The following is a 19,175-nucleotide window of genomic DNA, read 5'->3' on the forward strand; positions in this document are numbered from 1 at the left end:
CTTAAGGCCCGCATTCAGGTCGGGGCGGCCTTTGGAGGGCAGTTTGACTCGTTATATTTCGACCCGGGGTGAGGCCCCTGAGCTTGGCTTCTGCGACGTGATGCTGACCGGGCTTGCCCGCGACGGCGGCCTGTATGTGCCGGTGACCTGGCCGCAGCTCTCGGTCGAGACCATCGCCGGTTTCTTTGGTCGCCCCTATTGGGAGGTCGCGGTCGACGTCATCCGTCCATTTGTTGGCGGCGAGATTTCCGACGCGGACCTCGGCCGCATGGCCAACGAGGCCTATGCCACCTTCCGTCATCCGGCCGTGGTGCCGCTGCGTCAGATGTCGCCGCATCAATTCGTGCTGGAGCTGTTCCACGGTCCGACGCTCGCCTTCAAGGATGTGGCGATGCAGCTGATCTCGCGGCTGATGGATCATGTGCTGGCCAAGCGCGGCCAGCGTACCACCATCGTGGTTGCGACCTCCGGCGATACCGGCGGCGCCGCTGTTGATGCGTTTGCCGGGCTGGAGAATGTCGACCTCATCGTGCTGTTCCCGCACGGCCGCATCTCCGAGGTGCAGCAGCGCATGATGACGACGACGGGCGCCGCCAATGTCCACGCGCTCGCCGTCGAGGGCAATTTCGACGACTGCCAGGCGCTCGTGAAGGGGATGTTCAACAACCATCGCTTCCGCGATGCGACGTCGCTGTCCGGGGTCAACTCCATCAACTGGGCCCGCATCGTCGCGCAGGTGGTCTATTATTTCACCTCCGCCGTCGCCGCCGGCGCACCGGCGCGCGCGGTGGATTTCATCGTGCCGACCGGCAATTTCGGCGATATTTTTGCAGGCTATGTCGCCAAGCGCATGGGTCTTCCCGTGCGAACCTTGCGCATTGCCGCCAACGTCAATGACATCCTCGCCCGCACGCTCAAGACCGGCATCTACGAAGTGCGCGAGGTGCACGCCACCGCCTCGCCGTCGATGGACATCCAGATCTCCTCGAATTTCGAGCGGCTGCTGTTCGAAGCCAGCAAGCGCGATGCGGCCGGCGTGCGCCGGCTGATGGATTCGCTGAAGCAGTCGGGCCGTTTCGTCCTGCCCGACGCCACGCTCGCTGCGATCCGCGAAGAATTCGACGCCGGCCGCGCCGACGAGACCGAAACCGCGGCTGCGATCCGCGCCGCCTGGCGCGAGGCCGGCGAGCTCGTCGATCCCCATACCGCCGTGGCGCTCGCGGTCGCCGATCGCGACACCACCGACACGACCGTGCCCAACATCGTGCTCTCGACCGCGCATCCGGCCAAGTTCCCTGACGCCGTGGATGCGGCCTGCGGCCAGCGGCCGCAACTGCCGGCCTGGCTCGACGGTCTCATGACCAAATCCGAACATATGAAGGTCATGAAGAACGATCAGGCCGAGGTCGAGCGGTTCGTGCTGTCGGTCAGCCGCGCCGCGAAACAGGGAGTTGCCGGATGAGCGTCGAAATCTCCAAGCTTGCCTCCGGCCTGACCGTCGTCACCGACAACATGCCCCATCTCGAGACTGCCGCGCTCGGCGTCTGGGCCGGCGTCGGCGGCCGCGACGAGAAGCCGAACGAGCATGGCATCTCGCATCTGCTCGAGCATATGGCGTTCAAGGGCACGACGGGGCGCTCCTCGCGCGAGATCGTCGAGGAGATCGAGGCGGTCGGCGGTGACCTCAATGCCGGCACCTCGACCGAGACCACGTCCTATTATGCCCGGGTGATGAAGGCCGACGTGCCGCTGGCGCTCGACGTGCTTGCCGACATCCTGGCCAACCCCGCCTTCGAGCCCGAAGAGCTCGAGCGCGAGAAGAACGTCATCGTGCAGGAGATCGGCGCGGCCCAGGACACGCCCGACGACGTCGTGTTCGAGCATCTCAACGAGCTCTGCTATCCCGACCAGCCGATGGGCCGCTCGCTGCTCGGCACCGCCAAGACCCTTCGCGCCTTCAACCGCGACTCGCTGCGCGACTATCTCTCGACGCATTACCGTGGGCCCGACATGGTGGTGGCGGCGGCCGGCGCCGTCGATCACAAGCAGGTGGTCGCCGAGGTCGAGAAGCGCTTTGCGAGTTTTAACGCGACGCCGGGGCCGAAGCCGCAGGCCGCTCAGTTCGGCAAGGGCGGCGCCAAGGTCGTGCATCGCGAGCTCGAGCAGGCGCATCTGACACTGGCGCTGGAGGGCGTGCCGCAGACGGACTCGTCGCTGTTCTCGCTCCAGGTCTTTACCAACATCCTCGGCGGCGGAATGTCATCGCGGCTGTTCCAGGAAGTGCGCGAAAAGCGCGGCCTCTGCTACTCGATCTACTCGTTCCACGCGCCCTATACCGACACCGGTTTCTTCGGCCTCTACACCGGCACCGATCCCGCCGACGCGCCGGAGATGATGGAAGTCGTGGTCGACATCATGAATGAATCGGTCGAGACCCTGACTGAGGCCGAGATCGCGCGCGCCAAGGCACAGATGAAGGCGGGCCTTCTGATGGCGCTGGAGAGCTGCTCCTCGCGCGCCGAACAGCTCGCCCGGCACGTGCTGGCCTATGGCCGGCCGCAGACGGCGCAGGAACTGGTGGCCCGGATCGACGCCGTCAGTGTCGAATCGACCCGCGACGCGGCGCGTGCACTGCTTTCGCGCAGCCGCCCTGCGGTAGTTGCATTGGGCAGCGGCAGGGGTCTGGACACGGCGGTGTCTTTTGCGGAAGGATTGACGAAGGCGCGCGCCAAGGCCCGGCTGCATTAGGAGCCGCGCTGGGCGACCCGCCCCGGGAAGCATCACCATGGCCCTCTTTCGCCTGCCATCCAGTGGACCTGCTGCTCTCGCCCCCCGCGGCAACGGGTTGTTGCTGCGTGCGCCGCAGATGTCGGATTTCCTGCAGTGGGCGCATCTGCGCGAGACCAGCCGCGATTATTTGACGCCGTGGGAGCCGATCTGGCCGTCGGACGACCTGACCCGGTCCGGCTTCCGTCGCCGCCTGCGCCGCTATTCCGAGGATATCGCCGCGGACCGCTCTTATCCCTTCCTGATCTTCCGCGAGCTCGATGGCGCCATGGTCGGCGGCATCACGCTGGCCAATGTCCGGCGCGGCATCGTCCAGGCCGGCACCATCGGCTATTGGGTCGGCCAGGCCCATGCCCATCGCGGCTACATGACGGCGTCGCTGCGGGTGCTGCTGCCGACGCTGTTCGGCGAGCTCAACCTGCACCGGGTCGAGGCCGCCTGCATCCCCACCAATGCGCCGTCGATCCGGGTGCTCGAGAAGTGCGGCTTCTCGCGCGAGGGGCTGGCGCGCCGCTATCTCTGCATCAACGGGGTCTGGCAGGACCATCTGCTGTTCGGCCTGCTGCACGAGGATTTTCGCGGCTGAACGCGTGCTATCGTCAGCTTTTTCCTGCCTTGGGATCGCCGATTTTGGCGATATAACCCGGAACCAATCGGCGATCGGCCGGGATTTTGTCATGGAGTACAGGCGTTGATGAACGAGCTTCGATCATTGCGGAAGGCGCTGCGGCGGGGTCCGTTGATCGCACTGGCGCTGTCGGTGTCATTCGTATCCATCTCGCCGGTCGAGGCGCAGTCGCTGACCGATCGCTTCAAGAGCCTGTTCGGCGGCAAATCCGACGAGCCGGCCAAGCCGGCGCCCGCGCCGGGCCAGCCGGCGGCCGATGACGATGTGGATTGTCCGCAGGTCACGGTGCGCGCCGGAGCGTCCACCTACGGGGTCGGGGCGACAGGCAAACCGGCCGTCGGCAACGACGTGCGTTTCCAAGCCTCGATCACCAAGATGGCGCGCGAATGTGTCCGCAATGGCAGTGAGATCACCGCGCGCATCGGCATCCAGGGCCGTGTCATCGCAGGCCCCGCGGGTGCGCCGAACTCCGTCGAGGTGCCGCTGCGCGTCGCCGTGGTGCAGGGCGGCGTTGGCGAGAAGGTGATCGCCTCGAAGGCCTACCGGACCACGGTCGAGATGTCCGAGAGCGGCAGCGTGCCCTTCACCTTCGTTGCCGAGGACCTGTCCTATCCAGTGCCGTCAGCCGCAGTCGCCGATACCTACATCTTCTATGTCGGCTTCGACCCGCAGGTTCTGTCGCCTGAGCCGAAGGCGCGCGGGAAGAAGAAATAGGGGCGGGACGGTCGGATTTCGCGGTCATGCCCCCAGCTTGCGGGAAGCCGACCGCTCTGCGTCATTGACCTGGATTATTGACCTCGCAGCAATTCGCGATCCAGCCTGGCGCGCGCGGTTATGAAGTCCATCACGGCGCGCATTGAGGGCAGCTCGATCAGGTCGGGGTGCGCAAGCAGCCACATGTCGGAAAGGCCGGCGAGCTTGCGCGGCGCGACCCGCACGAGTTCATCATGAGCGTCGCCGACGAAGCACGACAGCACGCAAATGCCGAGCCCGGCCTGAATGGCCGAAAGCATGTCGGCCTGAGAGGAGCAGCGCATGACGACCGTGCCGGCGCGTGTCACGTGATCGCTCCAGCGCCCGAGCTCGGCGTTGGCGCGGTCGTCGGCGAACGCGATGACCTGATGACCGGCCCAATCGCGGTGATGATCCGGCAGCCCGTTCCTTGCGGCATAGCTGCGCGCAGCATAAAAGCCGACGCCGAGCCGTGCGATCTTGCGCCCGATCAGATTCTCGTCGCCTGGCTGCGTGATGCGGATGACGAGGTCCGCCTCGCGCCGGCGCACGCTGACCGGAAATGGATGCGTGATGAGGTCGATCTCGATCTGCGGGTGACGCTGCAGAAACTCGCGCATATGCGGCATCAGCCAGTAGGCGGCGAGCGTCGGCCCGATCGAGAGCTTCACCGAGCCGCGCGTGGCGACGCCGCGCGCGCCGGCTGCGGCTTCCGCGCCTAGGGCCGCCGCAGCCATCGCGTCGGCGTGCCGCTTGAAACCCGTGCCTTGGGCAGTCAGCGCCAGGCCTTCATTGGTTCGGATGAAGAGACGCGTGCCGAGCCCGGCTTCCAGCGCCGCGATCTGGCGTGCCACCGTCGGGTGGCTGCTGCGCAGCCGCCGGGCGGCCATGACGTAGCTTCCGGTCTCGGCGACGGCGATGAAGGTCTTGCAGAAGTCCCAGTTCATCGCATTGCATCCCGTCTGTTCAATTATGACGTTTGGCCCGTTCAATATTGAATGGGCCGGTTCCGGGCGTCCAGTCGTATGATGCGACCGGTCGCAGGAGGAGCGGGATGAGATCTTTGCGCTTGGTGTTGATCCTATTGGTGGGCGTGGCGATGCGGTCGGTCCCGACGTTCGCCGCCGACGGCCCTTGGAGCTCGTTCGAAAAGAACACGCTCAATCCCGGCGAGCTATCGCAAGCGACGCCCGCCGACGTCGGCGTGCCCTTCGAACGGGTCTCGATTCCGAGCAACGGCCGCCGGCTCGACGGCTTCCTGGTCCGGGCAGAGGCATCCTGTGCGCCCGCGCTGGCCTTGCTCATCTTTCACGGCCGCAACGAGACCGTTGCGGATTGGATTGGTGTTCAGAAATTCCTCCAGGGCAAGTGCATCTCCTCACTCGTCTTCGACTATTCCGGGCACGGGAGAAGCAGTCCTCCGGGAACCATCGACAATATGAATGAAGACAGCGTCGCGGCGGTCGATGCATTCCTGAAGGCTTTTCCCTCCACCATGCGTCGCTGCCTGCTCAGCCACTCGCTCGGCGGCGGTCCGCTGCTTTACGCAGCGACGCACAGTGCAGCCATGCCCGACTGCGTCATCGTTGCGAGCCCGTTCTCGTCCCTGCGTGATGTCGCCATTCGCGGTGGTGCGCCCGAGCAGGTCATTCTGAATTTGCCGGATGTCTGGAACAATGTCGAAGCCGCGCGCAGCCTGTCGCTTCCCTTGCTCTGGGTTCACAGCCGAACGGACAAGACGATCCCCTTCGATCTCGGACAGCGGGTTTACGACGCGAAGGCGGGAGCGAAGGCTGCCGACGTGATCGAGGGCTTTGATCACAACGCCATCTACAAGGAGATGCCCGACGCAATCTGGTCGCCCATCATTGGGTTTGCGAAGGGAATGTGAGCGGTCACAGGCCGCTGGTCGGAAGGGCCCACCGCCAACAAAAAAGCCGGCGCTCATCGCGCCGGCTTTTTGATTGGTGAGGACGAGATCCCTCAGTTCAGCTTCTGCCGAACCTCGGTGATGCCCTTGGCGAGCAGATCGTCGGCGACCTGGCCCTTGACCGACTGCGACAGGATCGTGGAGGCGGCCTGGACGGCGGCTTCCGCGGCTGCGGCGCGAACATCGGCCACCGCCTGGGCCTCGGCGAGCGCGATCTTGCTCTCCGCGGTCTTGGTGCGGCGGGCGACGAAGTCTTCCACCTTCGCCTTGGCCTCGGTCGCGATGCGTTCGGCTTCGGACTTGGCGTTGGCGATGATGTCGGCAGCCTCGCGCTCGGCCGCGGCGCTGCGTGCCTTGTAGTCGGCAAGCACCTTGGCGGCTTCCTGCTTGAGGCGCGTCGCGTCGTCGAGCTCGGCCTTGATGCGGTCGGCGCGATGGTCGAGCGCAGCCATCGCCTTATTGAAGACCCCGAGATAGCCGAACACGACCATCAGGATCACGAAGGCGATGGCGACCCAGGTTTCAGGATCGAAGAACATATCGACTAACCCTTCAAGGACGCATCAACGGCGGCATTGACCGACGCTGCATCCGGAACGACGCCCGTAAGCTGCTGCACGATGGTGCCTGCCGCATCGGCCGCGATGCCGCGGACGTTGCTCATGGCGGTCGCGCGGGTCGAGGCGATGGTCTTCTCCGCCTCGGCGAGCTTGGCCGCCAGCTGCTCTTCCAGCGCCTTGCGCTCGGCGTCCGCCTGCGCATTCGCCTTGTCGCGGGATTCGTTGCCGATCGCCTGTGCCCGCGAACGCGCCGAAGCGAGCTCGCCTTCATAGGCCTTCAGCGCCGCGTCGGACTGGTCCTTCAGCGTCTGCGCCTCGGCGAGGTCACCCTCGATCTTGTTCTGACGCGCTTCGATCGCACCGCCGACCTTCGGCAGAGCGAGCTTGGACACGATCACGTAAAGCACGACGAAGAAGATCGCGAGCGACACCAGCTGCGAAGCATAGGTGCTGCTCTCGAACGGCGGAAAGCCTCCACCGTGACCGCCTTCGGTCTCGGTGTGGGCGCCCGCCGCCGGACTTTTCGCCCCGCCATGACTCTCAGCCATGGAGTACTCCTGTTGCTGTCAGGCGCGCCGCTTCGGTCGAAGCGGCGCGAAGAACGTCGTCCTCAGAGCGGAACGAACAGCAGCAGCAGTGCGATCAGCAGCGAGAAAATGCCGAGCGCTTCGGTCACGGCGAAGCCGAAGATCAGGTTGCCGAACTGGCCCTGAGCAGCCGACGGGTTGCGAACGGCCGCGGCGAGGTAGTTGCCGAAGATCACGCCCACGCCGACGCCCGCGCCGCCCATGCCGATGCATGCGATGCCCGCGCCGATAAGTTTTGCTGCTGCCGGATCCATTTTAGACTCCTTGGAAGATAGATTGGGTTTTGGGTGGAAATTCCCCGGACCGCTTAGTGTCCCGGATGAATGGCGTCGTTGAGGTAGATGCAGGTCAGGATCGCAAACACATAGGCCTGCAGGAACGCGACCAGAATCTCGAGTGCGTACAGCGCGACCGTGAGCGCCAGCGGCAGCACGCCGCCGAACCAGCCCAGCGCGCCGAGCGAGAAGCCGAGCATGGCGACGAAGCCCGCGAACACCTTCAGCGCGATGTGGCCGGCCAGCATGTTGGCGAACAGACGGACGCTGTGGGAGACCGGCCGCAGGAAGAACGACAGGATCTCGATGAACATCACCAGCGGCAGGATATAGCCGGGGACACCGTGGGGCACGAAGATCGAGAAGAATTTCAGGCCGTTCTTGGCAACGCCGTAGATCAGGACCGTGAAGAAGACCAGGAGCGCCAGCGCTGCCGTCACGATCAAATGGCTCGAGATCGTGAAGGTGTAGGGAATGATGCCGATCAGGTTCGAGACGCAGATGAACATGAACAGCGAGAAGATCAGCGGGAAGAACTTCATGCCTTCCGAGCCGGCGGTCGAACGGATGGTCGAGGCGACGAACTCGTAGGAGATCTCGGCGACGGACTGGAGGCGCCCGGGAACCAGCTGCGTACCGCTGGCAAGCATCAGCAGCGAAATGATCGCGACTGCCACCAGCATGTAGAGCGATGAATTGGTGAAGGCGATCGTTTGATTGCCGATATGGCCGATCGTGAAGAGAGGCTCGATGTTGAACTGGTGGATCGGATCGATTTTCATCGGCGCGGCATCTCTTGGTCTGCCGGGCTAGCCGGCGTGTCTCGGTCTGCCGGCCGGGCCGGCCCGCACCGGCGAAGCCGGCGCGAAAATTCCTCTCCTGTTCGGATCGGCTTTAAGAACCACCGCGCCTGTTCTGACCCGCGCCCGCCGTTCTCACCACATTCACCACGCCGGCCACGAAGCCCAGCAGCAGGAATACGATAAATCCGAAAGGCGACGTCGACAGCAAGCGGTCGAAACCCCAGCCAATCCCCGCTCCAACGACAACCCCGGCGACCAACTCGGAGGATAACCGAAAACCAAGCGCCATCGCCGAGGCTCTGGCCGCTCCGTCTCCACCGTCACCTGCGGGTTGCTCGGTCTTGACGTGGCGGCCGCGAAGTTCGGACAACCGCTGATCAAGACTCCCGAGCCGTTCGGAAAGCGCAGCTTCCTCGGGCGATCTATCGCGATCTCCATTCTCGCTGTGTCCCGTGTCTTGAGCCATGCCACGAAGACCCGAAACGCTGCGGTTGAATGGAAATTACGCCCGCCACCCTCAAAAGCCGCGCGGACCATACTGACCGCACATAATCAAGTCAAGCCAAGTCACGATCGCGTCGTGTTCGATTATGTATCTGATTTAATTGACAATATCGCCTTGCGCGCCAGCGCTGCACACAGCGTGACGCCGCACCGCAGCAGCTCTCCGCGCGATCCGCCGATATGGCCGGGATTTCGCCGCAGCTTTCGGGATCCAACGCACTGCCGCCGTCGTTGATTGCGCGGATGCGTTTTTTGGTGGCGGATTGGAGCGACCGAGCGATGCGCCGTCGCTCGCCCGGGTGTAGAATTCGAACGATGGGCCGCCGGCGCGTCGTGGCGGAGAGCGCGATGAGAGCAGTGAAATCATCCACAACATCATGGCTTGCGGCGGTGGCGATTGCCGCAGTGGTGACCACCAGCGGCGGCCCGGTTGCCGCGCAATCAGCCCCCGACGGCGACAACGGCCGCTACAGCATGACGCCGATCCCTGAGGGCGTGCTACGGCTCGACACCCGCACCGGCACGGTCTCGACCTGCACCAGGAATGACGCCGGCTGGGCCTGCTACGCCGTGCCCGACGAGCGCTCCGCACTCGATGCCGAGATCGGCCGGCTCCAGGCCGAGGTCGAGAAGCTGAAGGGACAGGCCGCCGGTCCGACCGTCTCCGGCAAGATCGACGAGGCGCTGCCGAAATCCGATTCCCTGAAGAAGGGCGAGCCAAAGGTCGCCGAGGGGGATCGGAAGATCGAGATCCCGCTGCCCAGCGACCAGGACCTTGATCGCGCCATGTCGTTCCTGGAAAAGGCGTGGCGGCGGCTGATCGACATGGCCAACCGCGTGCAGAAGGACGTGTCGGGGAAGATCTAACGACGCGGTGCCGTGGGCAAAGGCGCAAAGCGCCGTGCCCACCACCTTGATGTAGTTGCGTGGATTGGTGGGCACGCTTCCGCCTTCGCTCTTCGAGCTACGGCGGACAAGTCGCTTTGCCCCCCCTACGGCAGCTTTCGAGTTGAGAGACCTTTCATGACATCAGCCAAATCTGTCACGCGCTCGGCCCCATCGTCAGTGCAAGCCACCACGATCGTATCGTCGCTGCTCACCGCGCAGACGCAAGGTCGCGGCTTCACCGATCTCACCAGTGAGGTCGCGAAATTTGTCTCGGAAGCCCGTGCTCACGACGGCTCACTGACGCTGTTCATTCGTCACACCTCGGCGTCCCTGACGATCCAGGAAAACGCCGATCCCTCCGTGCTCGTCGATCTCACCACTGCGCTGTCACGGCTCGCGCCGGAAAATGTGCCGTGGACGCATGATACCGAAGGGCCGGACGACATGCCCGCGCACGTCAAGACCATGCTGACGCAGACGTCGCTGCATGTGCCGGTGCTTGGCGGCAGGCTTGCGCTCGGCACCTGGCAGGGAATCTATCTGGTCGAGCACCGCGCGCGCCCGCACCGGCGCGAAATCGTGCTGCAATTCATCGGCGGCAATAAATAATGTTCAAAAGCAAACCGGCCGCGGATCGCTCCGCGGCCGGCTGATCAGACGCGTTGTGACGCGATCAGGTCTTGGTGATGTCGACGTCCTTGGTTTCGGGCACGAAGATCAGGCCGACGATGAAGGTCATCGACGCGATCGCGATCGGGTACCAGAGACCAGCGTAGATATTACCCGTCGCGGCGACCAGAGCGACCGCAATCGGCGGCAGCAAACCTCCGAACCAGCCGTTGCCGATATGATAGGGCAGCGACATCGAAGTGTAGCGGATCCGCGTCGGGAACAGCTCGACGAGAGCGGCCGCGATCGGGCCGTAGACCATGGTCACGAGGATCGCGAGATAGGTCAGGACCACGATCAGCAGCGGCATATTGATCGCGGCCGGATCGGCGCCCTTGACCGGGTAGCCGGCTTCGCCGACTGCAGCGGTCACGGCGGTCGTGAACGCGGTGCGGGCAGCTGCGAACGCTTTCGGATCGGCGCCAGCGCCGTTCACGGAATCGAACGTCTTGCTGCCGACGACGACCTTGGCCAGGCTGCCGGGCGCGCCGGGCTCCAGCTTGAAGTTCACCGACGAGGCGATCAGCGCGTTGCGGGCGACGTCGCAGGAGCTGGTGAACACCCTGCCGCCGACCGGGTCGAACAGCACGTTGCAGTCCTTGGGGTCGGCGACGACGGACACCGGCGCATTGGCCAGTGCCTTCTCGAGCGCCGGGTTGGCGGCCGTTGTCAGCAGGCTGAAGGCGAAGTGATAGGTCACGGCGCCGAGCAGGCAGCCGGCCAGGATGATCGGCTTGCGGCCGATCTTGTCCGACAGCCAGCCGAAGAACAGGAAGCCGACGGTCGCGATCGCCAGCGCGATGATGAGCGCGATGTCAGCCGAGTTCGCCGGGACCTTGAGCGTGTTGACGAGGAAGACGCGCGCGTAGAACTGCCCGCCATACCAGATCACGGCCTGACCCGCGGTGAGGCCGAGCAGGGCGATCAGCGCGATCTTTCCGTTCTGCCAGTTGCCGAAGGCTTCCGTCAGAGGCGCCTTGGACGCCTTGCCTTCGTCCTTCATCTTCTGGAACAGCGGCGATTCCGACAGCTGCATGCGGATCCAGATCGAGATGCCGAGCAGCAGGATCGAGAGCAGATAGGGGATACGCCAGCCGCCCGAGAGGCTCGAATCGCTGAATGCATCGGCGCTCATGCTGTTGCGGACGATGTAGACAACGAGCAGCGACAGGAACAGGCCGATCGTCGCGGTGGTCTGAATCCAGGACGTGTAGAATCCACGGCGGCCCTGCGGCGCGTGTTCGGCCACGTAGGTGGCGGCGCCACCGTACTCACCGCCGAGCGCGAGACCTTGCAGAAGGCGCAGACCGATCAGGATGGTCGGAGCCAGCCAGCCGAGCGTCTGGTAGCCCGGTGTCAGGCCGACCAGGAAGGTCGACATGCCCATGATGGTGATGGTGACGAGGAAGGTATATTTGCGGCCGACGAGGTCGCCGACCCGGCCGAACACCAGCGCGCCGAGGGGGCGAACCAGGAAGCCCGCCGAAAAGGTCAGGAGCGCGAAGATGAACTGTGTATTGGCGTCGAACGCCGAATAGAACGCCTTGCCGATCTGGGCTGCGGTCCATCCATACAGATAGAAATCGTACCATTCGAACACGGTACCGAGTGAAGATGCGAAGATGACTTTTTTCTCTTCGCCGGTCATTCCCCGCGCCCCGACGCCGCCGGTGGCCGCTGCCATTGTCATAGTTGGACTCCCCGAATTTCGTTTCCTCGCGTCCCGGCTGTCCGGGCATGCCGGATCAACCAAGGTCTTGCCCCCAAGGTAACATCGGCGTGAAACCGGCCCCAATACGACTTTCGGCCTTGCGCACCGACACGCAACTGACGGTGTGGATGGACAGTGCCGCGCCGCGGCGCAGGGCTTGCGGATTAACCCCTTTCCCGCAAAGGAATAATGTGCCCTTGCATGCCACGGCCGGCCGGGGAAGAATTGACCATTGCGCCGGTCCGGACTACTGGCGCTGACGTGAACGACAGCAAGAGATCGATGAGCGCTCCCTCCACCCATCTCGTCATTGCCGATGACCATCCGCTGTTCCGCGATGCGCTGCGGCAGGCGGTGGCCGGCGTCCTGAGCACGGCGAAGATCGACGAGGCCGGGTCGTTCGAGGATCTGACGAAACTGCTGGAACAGACCTCCGACGTCGACCTGGTCCTGCTCGACCTCTCGATGCCCGGCATCTCCGGCTTCTCCGGGCTGATCTATCTGCGTGCGCAATATCCGGCCATCCCGGTGGTGATCGTCTCGGCCTCCGATGACAGCGCCACGATCCGCCGCTCGCTCGATTTCGGCGCCTCCGGCTTCATACCGAAGCGGTTCGGCGTCGAGACGCTGCGCGACGCCATCCTCAAGGTCATGGACGGCGACATCTGGGTTCCGGCCGACACTGACCTGTCGGCTGCCGCCGACCCCGACATGACGCGCCTGCGCGATCGCCTGGTGACACTGACGCCGCAGCAGGTGCGGGTGTTGATGATGCTGTCGGAGGGGTTGCTGAACAAGCAGATTGCCTACGAGCTCGGCGTCTCCGAGGCCACCATCAAGGCGCATGTCTCGGCCATCCTGCAAAAGCTCGGCGTCGAGAGCCGGACCCAGGCGGTGATCGCCGCCGCCAAAATCGCTGGCGGCCAGTGGAAGCAGGGCACGCCCACGGGGTGATGCGCTCACTCACGACCGCGCGGATGTCCGATCTTCAGGGCAAAGCGGAATGATTTGGCTCGTTCAGAGCATCACCGGTTTTGACCCATGGCCGACCAAACAGTGGGATGCTCTAACTCGACTTGGCATATCCGCGAGGATACCAAATGCCTCGCCAATTCGGGCTCTCCATATTTGGAAGGATGTGGCCTGCATCGAGCTTCGAAATATCTACGTCGGCTTGCAGGGCAAATGGCGGCATAGGTTCGCCACCGAAAACATCAAGTTGCACAATCTGCAAAGCATCGCTTTCGTTCCATGCCGTCACGCCATAGCCCAGTCCGTGACGCAAGTTGTCACCATCGAACTTCAACCAGAAGCAACGCAGTTTTGCTGACATCGGAAAATCACTCTGAAGGCACCTGACGGCCTCTCTTATATCATTGACCAGCCTGCCATGTCCCTGTTGGCCCAACCCGGAAGCCCGGCGACGTTCGTTTTTGCGCGGCTGTTGGAGGATAAGCGGACGTCGAGCGGATGTTCTTCAAGCATAGATTGTACGAGTACGTGCCCTCGTCGCCCACAAGTCCTGGGGCCGTTTGTCGGGCGAAACAGCAACGGCTCGGTCAATCGGCGCGTTCAAAAATATTCCACTTTACCGAAATTCGGATTTGTCGTATGTGTCGCCCAACCTGATCCGGCGAAAAGGGGCGGTCGTACGTCGTCACGAGCCGCGGATCGGGCTGCGGTGGACGCTGGGCAGCGCCGTCGCGGATGTGAGTTGCAGGGCGGGGCGATGGATTGAGCCGAACCCCGTGAGCATCTCGCAAGCCGCGTTGTACGAACGGCGCCTTGTCCTGCGAAGCCTCTTGGCGAAGCAGGATTGCTTGCGTACGGCAAAACCGTGTGGTCCCGGCCGTCGTCGCTACGGCCAAGCCTTGTGAATGCGGCATTGGCGTCAACCGGCGCGGTGTCGGCGAATTTCGTGAGGCGAGGGAGGCCAGAAGGAACTCGGCTCCCGGGAGAGCACGGCATAAGCCGTCCAACCACTGCGCAGGGAAGGCCGTGTGTTCGGCTTCACCTGTATGCCGCTGTGCAATTCTTTTTGCGCTACACGCGCACAGCGGACCGTGGGTGCCAGCCGGCACCCGGCCTTCCCTGCGCCCTTTCTTCGAGAGGGCGTGACGCGGAGAGCAAAACTCGGGCGGACTATGCCGCGAGAGGGCGAAAGTGCGCCCGTTGTTTGAGATGTGAATTGGAGAGCGACGGCCTCTCTACTTGCTGCGCTCGCAATGACGCGGTGAATGTCCCGAACGCTGTGTTGCTGGAGCAGGCCCGGCCGGCTCGGTCATCACGAGATCTTGCTCATTCGTGAAACCGGATGGCTACGGGGCAGCGATTCGGAAAGGCCGGCTTTGGATCGGCATGAGACCGCGTTTGCACGCCGCTTAACCGGGTTCCCTGCCGGCCTCACAACTTCTCACAACTCCAAACGCGCTTCCCGCGGCAGGCGCTGATAGTCAGTTTTCCGTCGATCCGATCTGACGATTCCGACAACCATCAACGAGGCAAGAGATCATGACACAGATTATCGACCAGCATCGGCGCCAGTTCCTCGGCATCGCAGCCGGAACCGTCGCCGTCGGTCTCGGCGTGATCGACCTCGCGCGCGCCGAAACCGAGCCGCCGCGATCCGCCGCGACGAACGCATCCTTCGGCACTATCAAGCAGATCAATGCCGGCGTGCTGAATGTCGGCTACGCAGAAGCCGGCCCGGCGGCCGGACCGGTCGCGATCCTGCTCCATGGCTGGCCCTACGACATTCACAGCTTCGTTGATGTCGCGCCGATCCTGGCGCAGGCCGGCTATCGCGTCATCATTCCCTACCTGCGCGGCTACGGCTCGACGCACTTCCTCTCCAGCGAGACGCTGCGCAACGGCGAGCCGGGCGCGCTGGCCGTCGACATCATCGATCTGATGGATGCGCTCGACATCAAGAAGGCCGTCCTTGCCGGCTTCGACTGGGGCGCGCGCACCGCCGATATCATCGCGGCGCTGTGGCCGGAGCGCTGCCGCGCGCTGGTCTCGGTCAGCGGCTATCTGATCTCCAGCCAGGCTTCGGGAAGCGCGCCGCTGCCGCCGGCGGCGGAGCTGCAATGGTGGTATCAGTTCTATTTCGCGACCGAGCGGGGCCGCGCCGGCTACGAGAAGTACACGCACGATTTCGCAAAGCTGATCTGGAAGCTGGCCTCGCCGCAGTGGAAGTTCGACGACGCCACCTTCGATCGCAGTGCGAAGGCCTTCGAGAACAAGGATCATGTCGCGATCGCGATCCACAATTACCGCTGGCGGCTCGGACTTGTTAAGGGCGAGGCGAAGTACGAGGAGATCGAAGAGAAGCTCGCGGCTGCCCCCATCATCAGCGTGCCGACGATCACGATGGAAGGCGATGCCAATGGCGCGCCGCATCCCGATCCCAGCGCTTACGCCAAGATGTTCTCGGGTCGCTACGACTTTCGCCTCGTCACCGGCGGCATCGGTCACAATTTGCCCCAGGAAGCACCGCAGGCCTTTGCCAAGGCCGTCATCGACGTCGACGGTGCCGCCTGAGAATTTTCGATGGCGGCGGCCTGTCTTATTCCGCCGCCACCATCTGCTGCGTGCGCCACTGTCCGAGCAAGGCGCGCAGCGAAGCTGGCTTCACCGGCTTGTTCAGCACCGCGATCTGTTCCTCGCGTGCGGCCGTCTGCACGGCGGGACTGCGGTCGGCGGTGATCAGGATCGCGGGGATGGTGTCGCCGAAGCGGCGGCGGATCTCGCGGATGGCGGCGACGCCGTTGCCGCGGTCGAGGTGATAGTCGACAAGGAGGCCGGTGACGCGCCGGCCGGCGGCTTCGATCGCTGATATCGCGCCTTCGGGATCGGCGACCGCGATCACCTCCGCGTCCCAGGCCTTCAGCAGCGTCCGCATGCCGTCGAGGATCGCGGCGTCGTTCTCGATGCAGACGATCAGCGCGCCGGAGATCGACGTGCGCGCCAGCGGCGTTGCACTGGTCACCGCCGCGGTCAGCGTCACGGCCTTCGCCGTTGGCACCGTCACCGAGAACAACGAGCCGCGGCTCGTGTTGGCGTCGATGGCGATGCCGTGGTTGAGCACGCGCGCCAGCCGCTCGACGATCGACAGCCCCAGCCCCAGCCCGCGCGCAATCCGCGCGCCCTGTTCGAGGCGGTGGAATTCCTTGAAGATCTCACCGCGCTTGGCCAGGGGTATGCCGACGCCTGTGTCGTAGACGCCAATCTTGAGCGAGGGGCCTTGGCGGCGGCAACCGACCAGCACGCGCCCGCGCGGGGTATATTTGATCGCGTTCGAGATCAGGTTCTGGAGCAGCCGCCGTAGCAGCAGCCGGTCCGATTCGACCGGCAGCGAGCAGGGTACGAAGGTGAGATCGAGGCCCTTGGCGCGCGCGATCGGGGCGAACTCGATCTCCAGCGAGCGCATCAGATCGGCCATCTTGAAGCTGGAGATCGAGGTTGCCATCGCGCCGGCATCGAGCCTGGAGATGTCGAGCAGCGCGCCGAGGATTTCCTCGATGGCTTGCAGCGATTCGTCGATGTTCTCGACCAGCCGCGTCTCCTCGCCAGTGTGCTGGCGCTCGACCAGGCTCGTGACATAGAGCCTTGCTGCGTTCAGCGGCTGGAGAATGTCATGGCTGGCGGCCGCGAGGAAGCGCGTCTTGGAGATGCTGGCGTCCTCCGCGCTGCTCTTGGCGAGCGCCAGCTCGGAATTCAGCCGGGTCAGCTCCTCGGTGCGGTCGCGTACGCGCTTCTCCAGCGTCGCATTGGCGCGCTCCAGCGCTTCCGCCGCCTCGAAGGTCGGCGTGACGTCGGTGAAGGTGATGACGAAGCCGCCGCCGGGCATGCGGTTGGTGAGCACCTCGATCACCATGTGGCGTTCCGGGAGGCGTTCGAGATAGGGCTCGCTGTCGGTGGTGTAGGCCACGAGCCGCTGCTCGATCATCGCCTCGCGGTCGGCCTGATCTGCGGGATCGCTGACGCCCATGAACTCCAGGATCTCGCGGAGCGGCGTGCCGAACTGGATGAAATGCGGGGGGACGTTGAGCAGATCGCCGAACTGCCGGTTGGAGCAGATCAGCTGCAAATCGGCGTCGAACACCGCGATGCCCTGGCGCACATGGTTGAGCGCGGTCTGAAGGATCTCGCGGTTGAAATGCAGCGCCGCATGGGAATCGTCGAGCAGTTTCAGCGCGGCTTTCGCGGATACGGTTCGCTTGCGCAGCAGCAGCGACATCACGAGGCGGGAGGACGCAGCCCCGATCGACGAGGCGATCAGGTGCTCGGCGTGCTGCAGCAGCTCGAAATCGGCGGGTGCTCCGGATTCCAGCCGCATGTTGCGCCGTGCCGAGAACGCCTCGAACGAATGCCGGGCGCGATCGGGCCCGAGATATTGCGCGACCGTGGTCTGGATGTCCTGCACCGTGATGGTGGTGCGCCAGCGGCGGAAATTCGGGGCGATCGGCGCGAGCGTGTTGGGCACGAACAGATCGGCCTGCACCAGCTCGATGGACGAGGGCCGCCGCGCCAGCGACAGCAGCACGTAGGTGAGGATGTTGAGCGAGAGCGACCAGACGACGCCATGCATCAGCGGCGGCAGGTCGGCGCCGAACAGCGCCTGCGGCCGCAGCGCCTCGATGCCGAACGGGCCGTGCTGCAGCAGCAGGATCCCTGCGGTCGAGGAATCCATGAAGCTCGGTATGAACAGCGTGTAGAGCCATACGGCGAAACCGACCATCATGCCGCCGATGGCGCCCCGCCCGGTCGCCCGCCGCCACAGCAGGCCGCCGAAGAAGGCGGGCGCGAGCTGCGCGATGGCGGCAAAAGACAACAGGCCGATCGCCGCGAGCTGGGTGTTGCCGAGCGCGCGGTAGTAGAAATAGGCCATCACCATGATGGCGAAGATCGCAAGCCGTCGCGACCGCAGCAGGAAATCGCCGAAATCGGTGGAGCCGGCGCGCCCTTCGGGCCGTCGTTGCAGCACCAGCGGCACCACGAGGTCGTTGGAGACCATGATGGAGAGCGCCACGCATTCGACGATCACCATCGCGGTGGCTGCCGACAGGCCGCCGACGAAGACGGCGACACTGAGCAGTCCCGCGCCGCCCTCCATCGGCAATGCCAGCACGTACATGTCGGGGTCGACCGCGCCGAACGGGAAGCTGACGAGGCCGGCGAGCGCGATCGGAATCACGAACACATTGATGGCGACGAGATAGAGCGGAAACAGCCAGCGCGCGCGGCTGACCTCGGCATCCGAGGAATTCTCCACCACGCTGACGTGAAACTGCCGCGGCAGCAGCATGACCGCGCACAGCGACAGCAGTGTCATCGTGAGAAAGTTGCCGATCGAGGGTGAATAGTCGATGGCGCGCACCGCCTCCGGCGTCTTCATCGCGCGCTCGATCAATTCGTGCGGCGAGAACATCCAGAAGGTGACGAAGATGCCGGCGCTGAGGAAGGCAACCAGCTTGACGATGGATTCGGTCGCGACTGCCAGCATCAGGCCGTGCTGATGCTCGGTGGCGTCGGTCTGCCGCGTGCCGAACAGCACCGCGAAGGCCGCCATCGCCAGCGTCACCATCAGCGCCATGTCGCCGAGGATCGGGATATGGGAGAACGCCTGGTCCTCGCTCAGGATGACTTCGAGCGAGGAGGCGACCGCCTTGAGCTGGAGCGCGATGTAGGGCACCGAGCCGATGATCGCGATCAGCGCCACGGTTGCGGCCACCGCCTGGCTCTTGCCGTAGCGCGCGCCGATGAAGTCGGCGATCGAGGTGATGTTGTGCGCTTTCGCAAGCTGGATCACGCGGCGGAGCACGCCGGCGCCGAGGCCGATCATCAGGATCGGGCCGACATAGATCGCGAGGAAGTCGGTCGAGGTGCGGGTGGCGAAGCCGACCGAGCCGAAGAAGGTCCAGGAGGTGCAATAGATCGCCAGCGATAGCGGATAGATCAGCCCGGACGCGCGGCCGTGGCCGGCCGGCGAGCGGCGGTCGCCATGGCTCGCCACCAGGAACAGGAAGCCGATATAGCCGAAGGCGGCAGCGATCACGCCCCAGTCGTGCAGCATGGCGAGCGTGCTTCTCCCATGGG

The 19,175-nt window shown here is 64.5% G+C and carries 18 protein-coding genes; 9 read left to right on the forward strand and 9 right to left on the reverse strand.

Annotation, left to right across the window (positions count from 1 at the left end):
* The first annotated feature begins 43 nt into the window (after nucleotides 1-43).
* The 4 genes from thrC to ACLFLU_RS04240 all read left to right on the forward strand — a co-directional run bounded on the left by thrC (nucleotide 44) and on the right by ACLFLU_RS04240 (nucleotide 4,129).
* Nucleotides 44-1,462, forward strand: a complete 1,419-nt coding sequence (gene thrC / locus ACLFLU_RS04225; protein ID WP_426411093.1) for a threonine synthase — start codon at nucleotides 44-46, stop codon at nucleotides 1,460-1,462.
* Nucleotides 1,459-2,748: a M16 family metallopeptidase gene (locus tag ACLFLU_RS04230; protein ID WP_426411094.1), complete on the forward strand. Its 1,290-nt coding sequence runs from the start codon at nucleotides 1,459-1,461 to the stop codon at nucleotides 2,746-2,748. The genes thrC and ACLFLU_RS04230 overlap by 4 nt, the downstream gene beginning before the upstream one ends.
* A gap of 37 nt (nucleotides 2,749-2,785) precedes the next feature.
* Complete coding sequence (locus ACLFLU_RS04235) at nucleotides 2,786-3,373, forward strand: GNAT family N-acetyltransferase (RefSeq protein ID WP_426411095.1); 588 nt, start codon at nucleotides 2,786-2,788, stop codon at nucleotides 3,371-3,373.
* Between the two features lie 105 nt (nucleotides 3,374-3,478).
* Nucleotides 3,479-4,129 (forward strand): hypothetical protein, encoded by a 651-nt coding sequence (locus ACLFLU_RS04240; protein ID WP_426411096.1) that lies wholly within the window; start codon nucleotides 3,479-3,481, stop codon nucleotides 4,127-4,129.
* A gap of 74 nt (nucleotides 4,130-4,203) precedes the next feature.
* On the opposite strand, the gene ACLFLU_RS04245 is transcribed toward ACLFLU_RS04240, so the two are convergent.
* Nucleotides 4,204-5,094, reverse strand: coding sequence for a LysR family transcriptional regulator (locus ACLFLU_RS04245; protein WP_426411097.1), 891 nt, complete (start codon nucleotides 5,092-5,094; stop codon nucleotides 4,204-4,206).
* Between the two features lie 107 nt (nucleotides 5,095-5,201).
* On the opposite strand from ACLFLU_RS04245, the gene ACLFLU_RS04250 reads away from it, so the two are divergent.
* Entirely contained in the window at nucleotides 5,202-6,038 is an 837-nt protein-coding gene (locus ACLFLU_RS04250; protein WP_426411098.1) for an alpha/beta hydrolase, read from the forward strand.
* Between the two features lie 92 nt (nucleotides 6,039-6,130).
* Here the strand turns inward: ACLFLU_RS04250 and ACLFLU_RS04255 are convergent, their stop codons facing one another.
* From ACLFLU_RS04255 to ACLFLU_RS04275, 5 genes are all read right to left on the reverse strand, one after another.
* Nucleotides 6,131-6,616 (reverse strand): ATP F0F1 synthase subunit B, encoded by a 486-nt coding sequence (locus ACLFLU_RS04255; RefSeq protein ID WP_334534310.1) that lies wholly within the window; start codon nucleotides 6,614-6,616, stop codon nucleotides 6,131-6,133.
* Nucleotides 6,617-6,621: 5 nt separating this feature from the next.
* Nucleotides 6,622-7,185, reverse strand: coding sequence for a F0F1 ATP synthase subunit B' (locus ACLFLU_RS04260; protein WP_426411099.1), 564 nt, complete (start codon nucleotides 7,183-7,185; stop codon nucleotides 6,622-6,624).
* Between the two features lie 62 nt (nucleotides 7,186-7,247).
* The gene (locus ACLFLU_RS04265) at nucleotides 7,248-7,478 is read right to left on the reverse strand and encodes a F0F1 ATP synthase subunit C (RefSeq protein WP_007599451.1); all 231 of its coding nucleotides are present in this window, start codon (nucleotides 7,476-7,478) and stop codon (nucleotides 7,248-7,250) included.
* A gap of 53 nt (nucleotides 7,479-7,531) precedes the next feature.
* Complete coding sequence (locus ACLFLU_RS04270; protein ID WP_148754389.1) at nucleotides 7,532-8,281, reverse strand: F0F1 ATP synthase subunit A; 750 nt, start codon at nucleotides 8,279-8,281, stop codon at nucleotides 7,532-7,534.
* 112 nt (nucleotides 8,282-8,393) lie between these two features.
* On the reverse strand, nucleotides 8,394-8,768 hold the full coding sequence (locus tag ACLFLU_RS04275; RefSeq protein WP_426411100.1) for an AtpZ/AtpI family protein: 375 nt from the start codon (nucleotides 8,766-8,768) through the stop codon (nucleotides 8,394-8,396).
* 386 nt (nucleotides 8,769-9,154) lie between these two features.
* Here ACLFLU_RS04275 and ACLFLU_RS04280 point away from each other — a divergent pair, with 386 nt between their 5' ends.
* Together ACLFLU_RS04280 and ACLFLU_RS04285 are read left to right on the forward strand one after the other, a co-directional pair.
* Nucleotides 9,155-9,673, forward strand: a complete 519-nt coding sequence (locus ACLFLU_RS04280) for a hypothetical protein (protein ID WP_426411101.1) — start codon at nucleotides 9,155-9,157, stop codon at nucleotides 9,671-9,673.
* A 156-nt stretch (nucleotides 9,674-9,829) separates the two neighbouring features.
* Nucleotides 9,830-10,303, forward strand: coding sequence for a secondary thiamine-phosphate synthase enzyme YjbQ (locus tag ACLFLU_RS04285; RefSeq protein ID WP_426411102.1), 474 nt, complete (start codon nucleotides 9,830-9,832; stop codon nucleotides 10,301-10,303).
* Nucleotides 10,304-10,367: 64 nt separating this feature from the next.
* Here ACLFLU_RS04285 and ACLFLU_RS04290 read toward each other — a convergent pair whose 3' ends face one another.
* The gene (locus ACLFLU_RS04290) at nucleotides 10,368-12,053 is read right to left on the reverse strand and encodes an MFS transporter (protein ID WP_426411103.1); all 1,686 of its coding nucleotides are present in this window, start codon (nucleotides 12,051-12,053) and stop codon (nucleotides 10,368-10,370) included.
* A gap of 303 nt (nucleotides 12,054-12,356) precedes the next feature.
* On the opposite strand from ACLFLU_RS04290, the gene ACLFLU_RS04295 reads away from it, so the two are divergent.
* Entirely contained in the window at nucleotides 12,357-13,028 is a 672-nt protein-coding gene (locus tag ACLFLU_RS04295; RefSeq protein ID WP_426411104.1) for a response regulator, read from the forward strand.
* A 112-nt stretch (nucleotides 13,029-13,140) separates the two neighbouring features.
* On the opposite strand, the gene ACLFLU_RS04300 is transcribed toward ACLFLU_RS04295, so the two are convergent.
* Complete coding sequence (locus ACLFLU_RS04300; RefSeq protein WP_426406661.1) at nucleotides 13,141-13,407, reverse strand: hypothetical protein; 267 nt, start codon at nucleotides 13,405-13,407, stop codon at nucleotides 13,141-13,143.
* 1,178 nt (nucleotides 13,408-14,585) lie between these two features.
* On the opposite strand from ACLFLU_RS04300, the gene ACLFLU_RS04305 reads away from it, so the two are divergent.
* The gene (locus ACLFLU_RS04305; protein ID WP_426411105.1) at nucleotides 14,586-15,617 is read left to right on the forward strand and encodes an alpha/beta fold hydrolase; all 1,032 of its coding nucleotides are present in this window, start codon (nucleotides 14,586-14,588) and stop codon (nucleotides 15,615-15,617) included.
* 25 nt (nucleotides 15,618-15,642) lie between these two features.
* On the opposite strand, the gene ACLFLU_RS04310 is transcribed toward ACLFLU_RS04305, so the two are convergent.
* Nucleotides 15,643-19,152, reverse strand: a complete 3,510-nt coding sequence (locus ACLFLU_RS04310; protein WP_426411106.1) for a PAS domain-containing hybrid sensor histidine kinase/response regulator — start codon at nucleotides 19,150-19,152, stop codon at nucleotides 15,643-15,645.
* Nucleotides 19,153-19,175: the final 23 nt, after the last annotated feature.

It is taken from the genome of Bradyrhizobium ganzhouense (assembly GCF_049949285.1).
GTDB classification, from domain to species: Bacteria; Pseudomonadota; Alphaproteobacteria; order Rhizobiales; family Xanthobacteraceae; genus Bradyrhizobium; species Bradyrhizobium ganzhouense.

Coding starts and splice junctions, on each gene's coding strand:
- ACLFLU_RS04230 (WP_426411094.1), top strand. CDS start 1,459: ATGAGCGTCGAAATCTCCAAGCTTGCCTCCGGCCTGACCGTCGTCACC.
- ACLFLU_RS04235 (WP_426411095.1), top strand. CDS start 2,786: ATGGCCCTCTTTCGCCTGCCATCCAGTGGACCTGCTGCTCTCGCCCCC.
- ACLFLU_RS04245 (WP_426411097.1), bottom strand. CDS start 5,094: ATGAACTGGGACTTCTGCAAGACCTTCATCGCCGTCGCCGAGACCGGA.
- ACLFLU_RS04250 (WP_426411098.1), top strand. CDS start 5,202: ATGAGATCTTTGCGCTTGGTGTTGATCCTATTGGTGGGCGTGGCGATG.
- ACLFLU_RS04255 (WP_334534310.1), bottom strand. CDS start 6,616: ATGTTCTTCGATCCTGAAACCTGGGTCGCCATCGCCTTCGTGATCCTG.
- ACLFLU_RS04260 (WP_426411099.1), bottom strand. CDS start 7,185: ATGGCTGAGAGTCATGGCGGGGCGAAAAGTCCGGCGGCGGGCGCCCAC.
- ACLFLU_RS04265 (WP_007599451.1), bottom strand. CDS start 7,478: ATGGATCCGGCAGCAGCAAAACTTATCGGCGCGGGCATCGCATGCATC.
- ACLFLU_RS04270 (WP_148754389.1), bottom strand. CDS start 8,281: ATGAAAATCGATCCGATCCACCAGTTCAACATCGAGCCTCTCTTCACG.
- ACLFLU_RS04275 (WP_426411100.1), bottom strand. CDS start 8,768: ATGGCTCAAGACACGGGACACAGCGAGAATGGAGATCGCGATAGATCG.
- ACLFLU_RS04280 (WP_426411101.1), top strand. CDS start 9,155: ATGAGAGCAGTGAAATCATCCACAACATCATGGCTTGCGGCGGTGGCG.
- ACLFLU_RS04285 (WP_426411102.1), top strand. CDS start 9,830: ATGACATCAGCCAAATCTGTCACGCGCTCGGCCCCATCGTCAGTGCAA.
- ACLFLU_RS04290 (WP_426411103.1), bottom strand. CDS start 12,053: ATGACAATGGCAGCGGCCACCGGCGGCGTCGGGGCGCGGGGAATGACC.
- ACLFLU_RS04295 (WP_426411104.1), top strand. CDS start 12,357: ATGAGCGCTCCCTCCACCCATCTCGTCATTGCCGATGACCATCCGCTG.
- ACLFLU_RS04300 (WP_426406661.1), bottom strand. CDS start 13,407: ATGTCAGCAAAACTGCGTTGCTTCTGGTTGAAGTTCGATGGTGACAAC.
- ACLFLU_RS04305 (WP_426411105.1), top strand. CDS start 14,586: ATGACACAGATTATCGACCAGCATCGGCGCCAGTTCCTCGGCATCGCA.
- ACLFLU_RS04310 (WP_426411106.1), bottom strand. CDS start 19,152: ATGCTGCACGACTGGGGCGTGATCGCTGCCGCCTTCGGCTATATCGGC.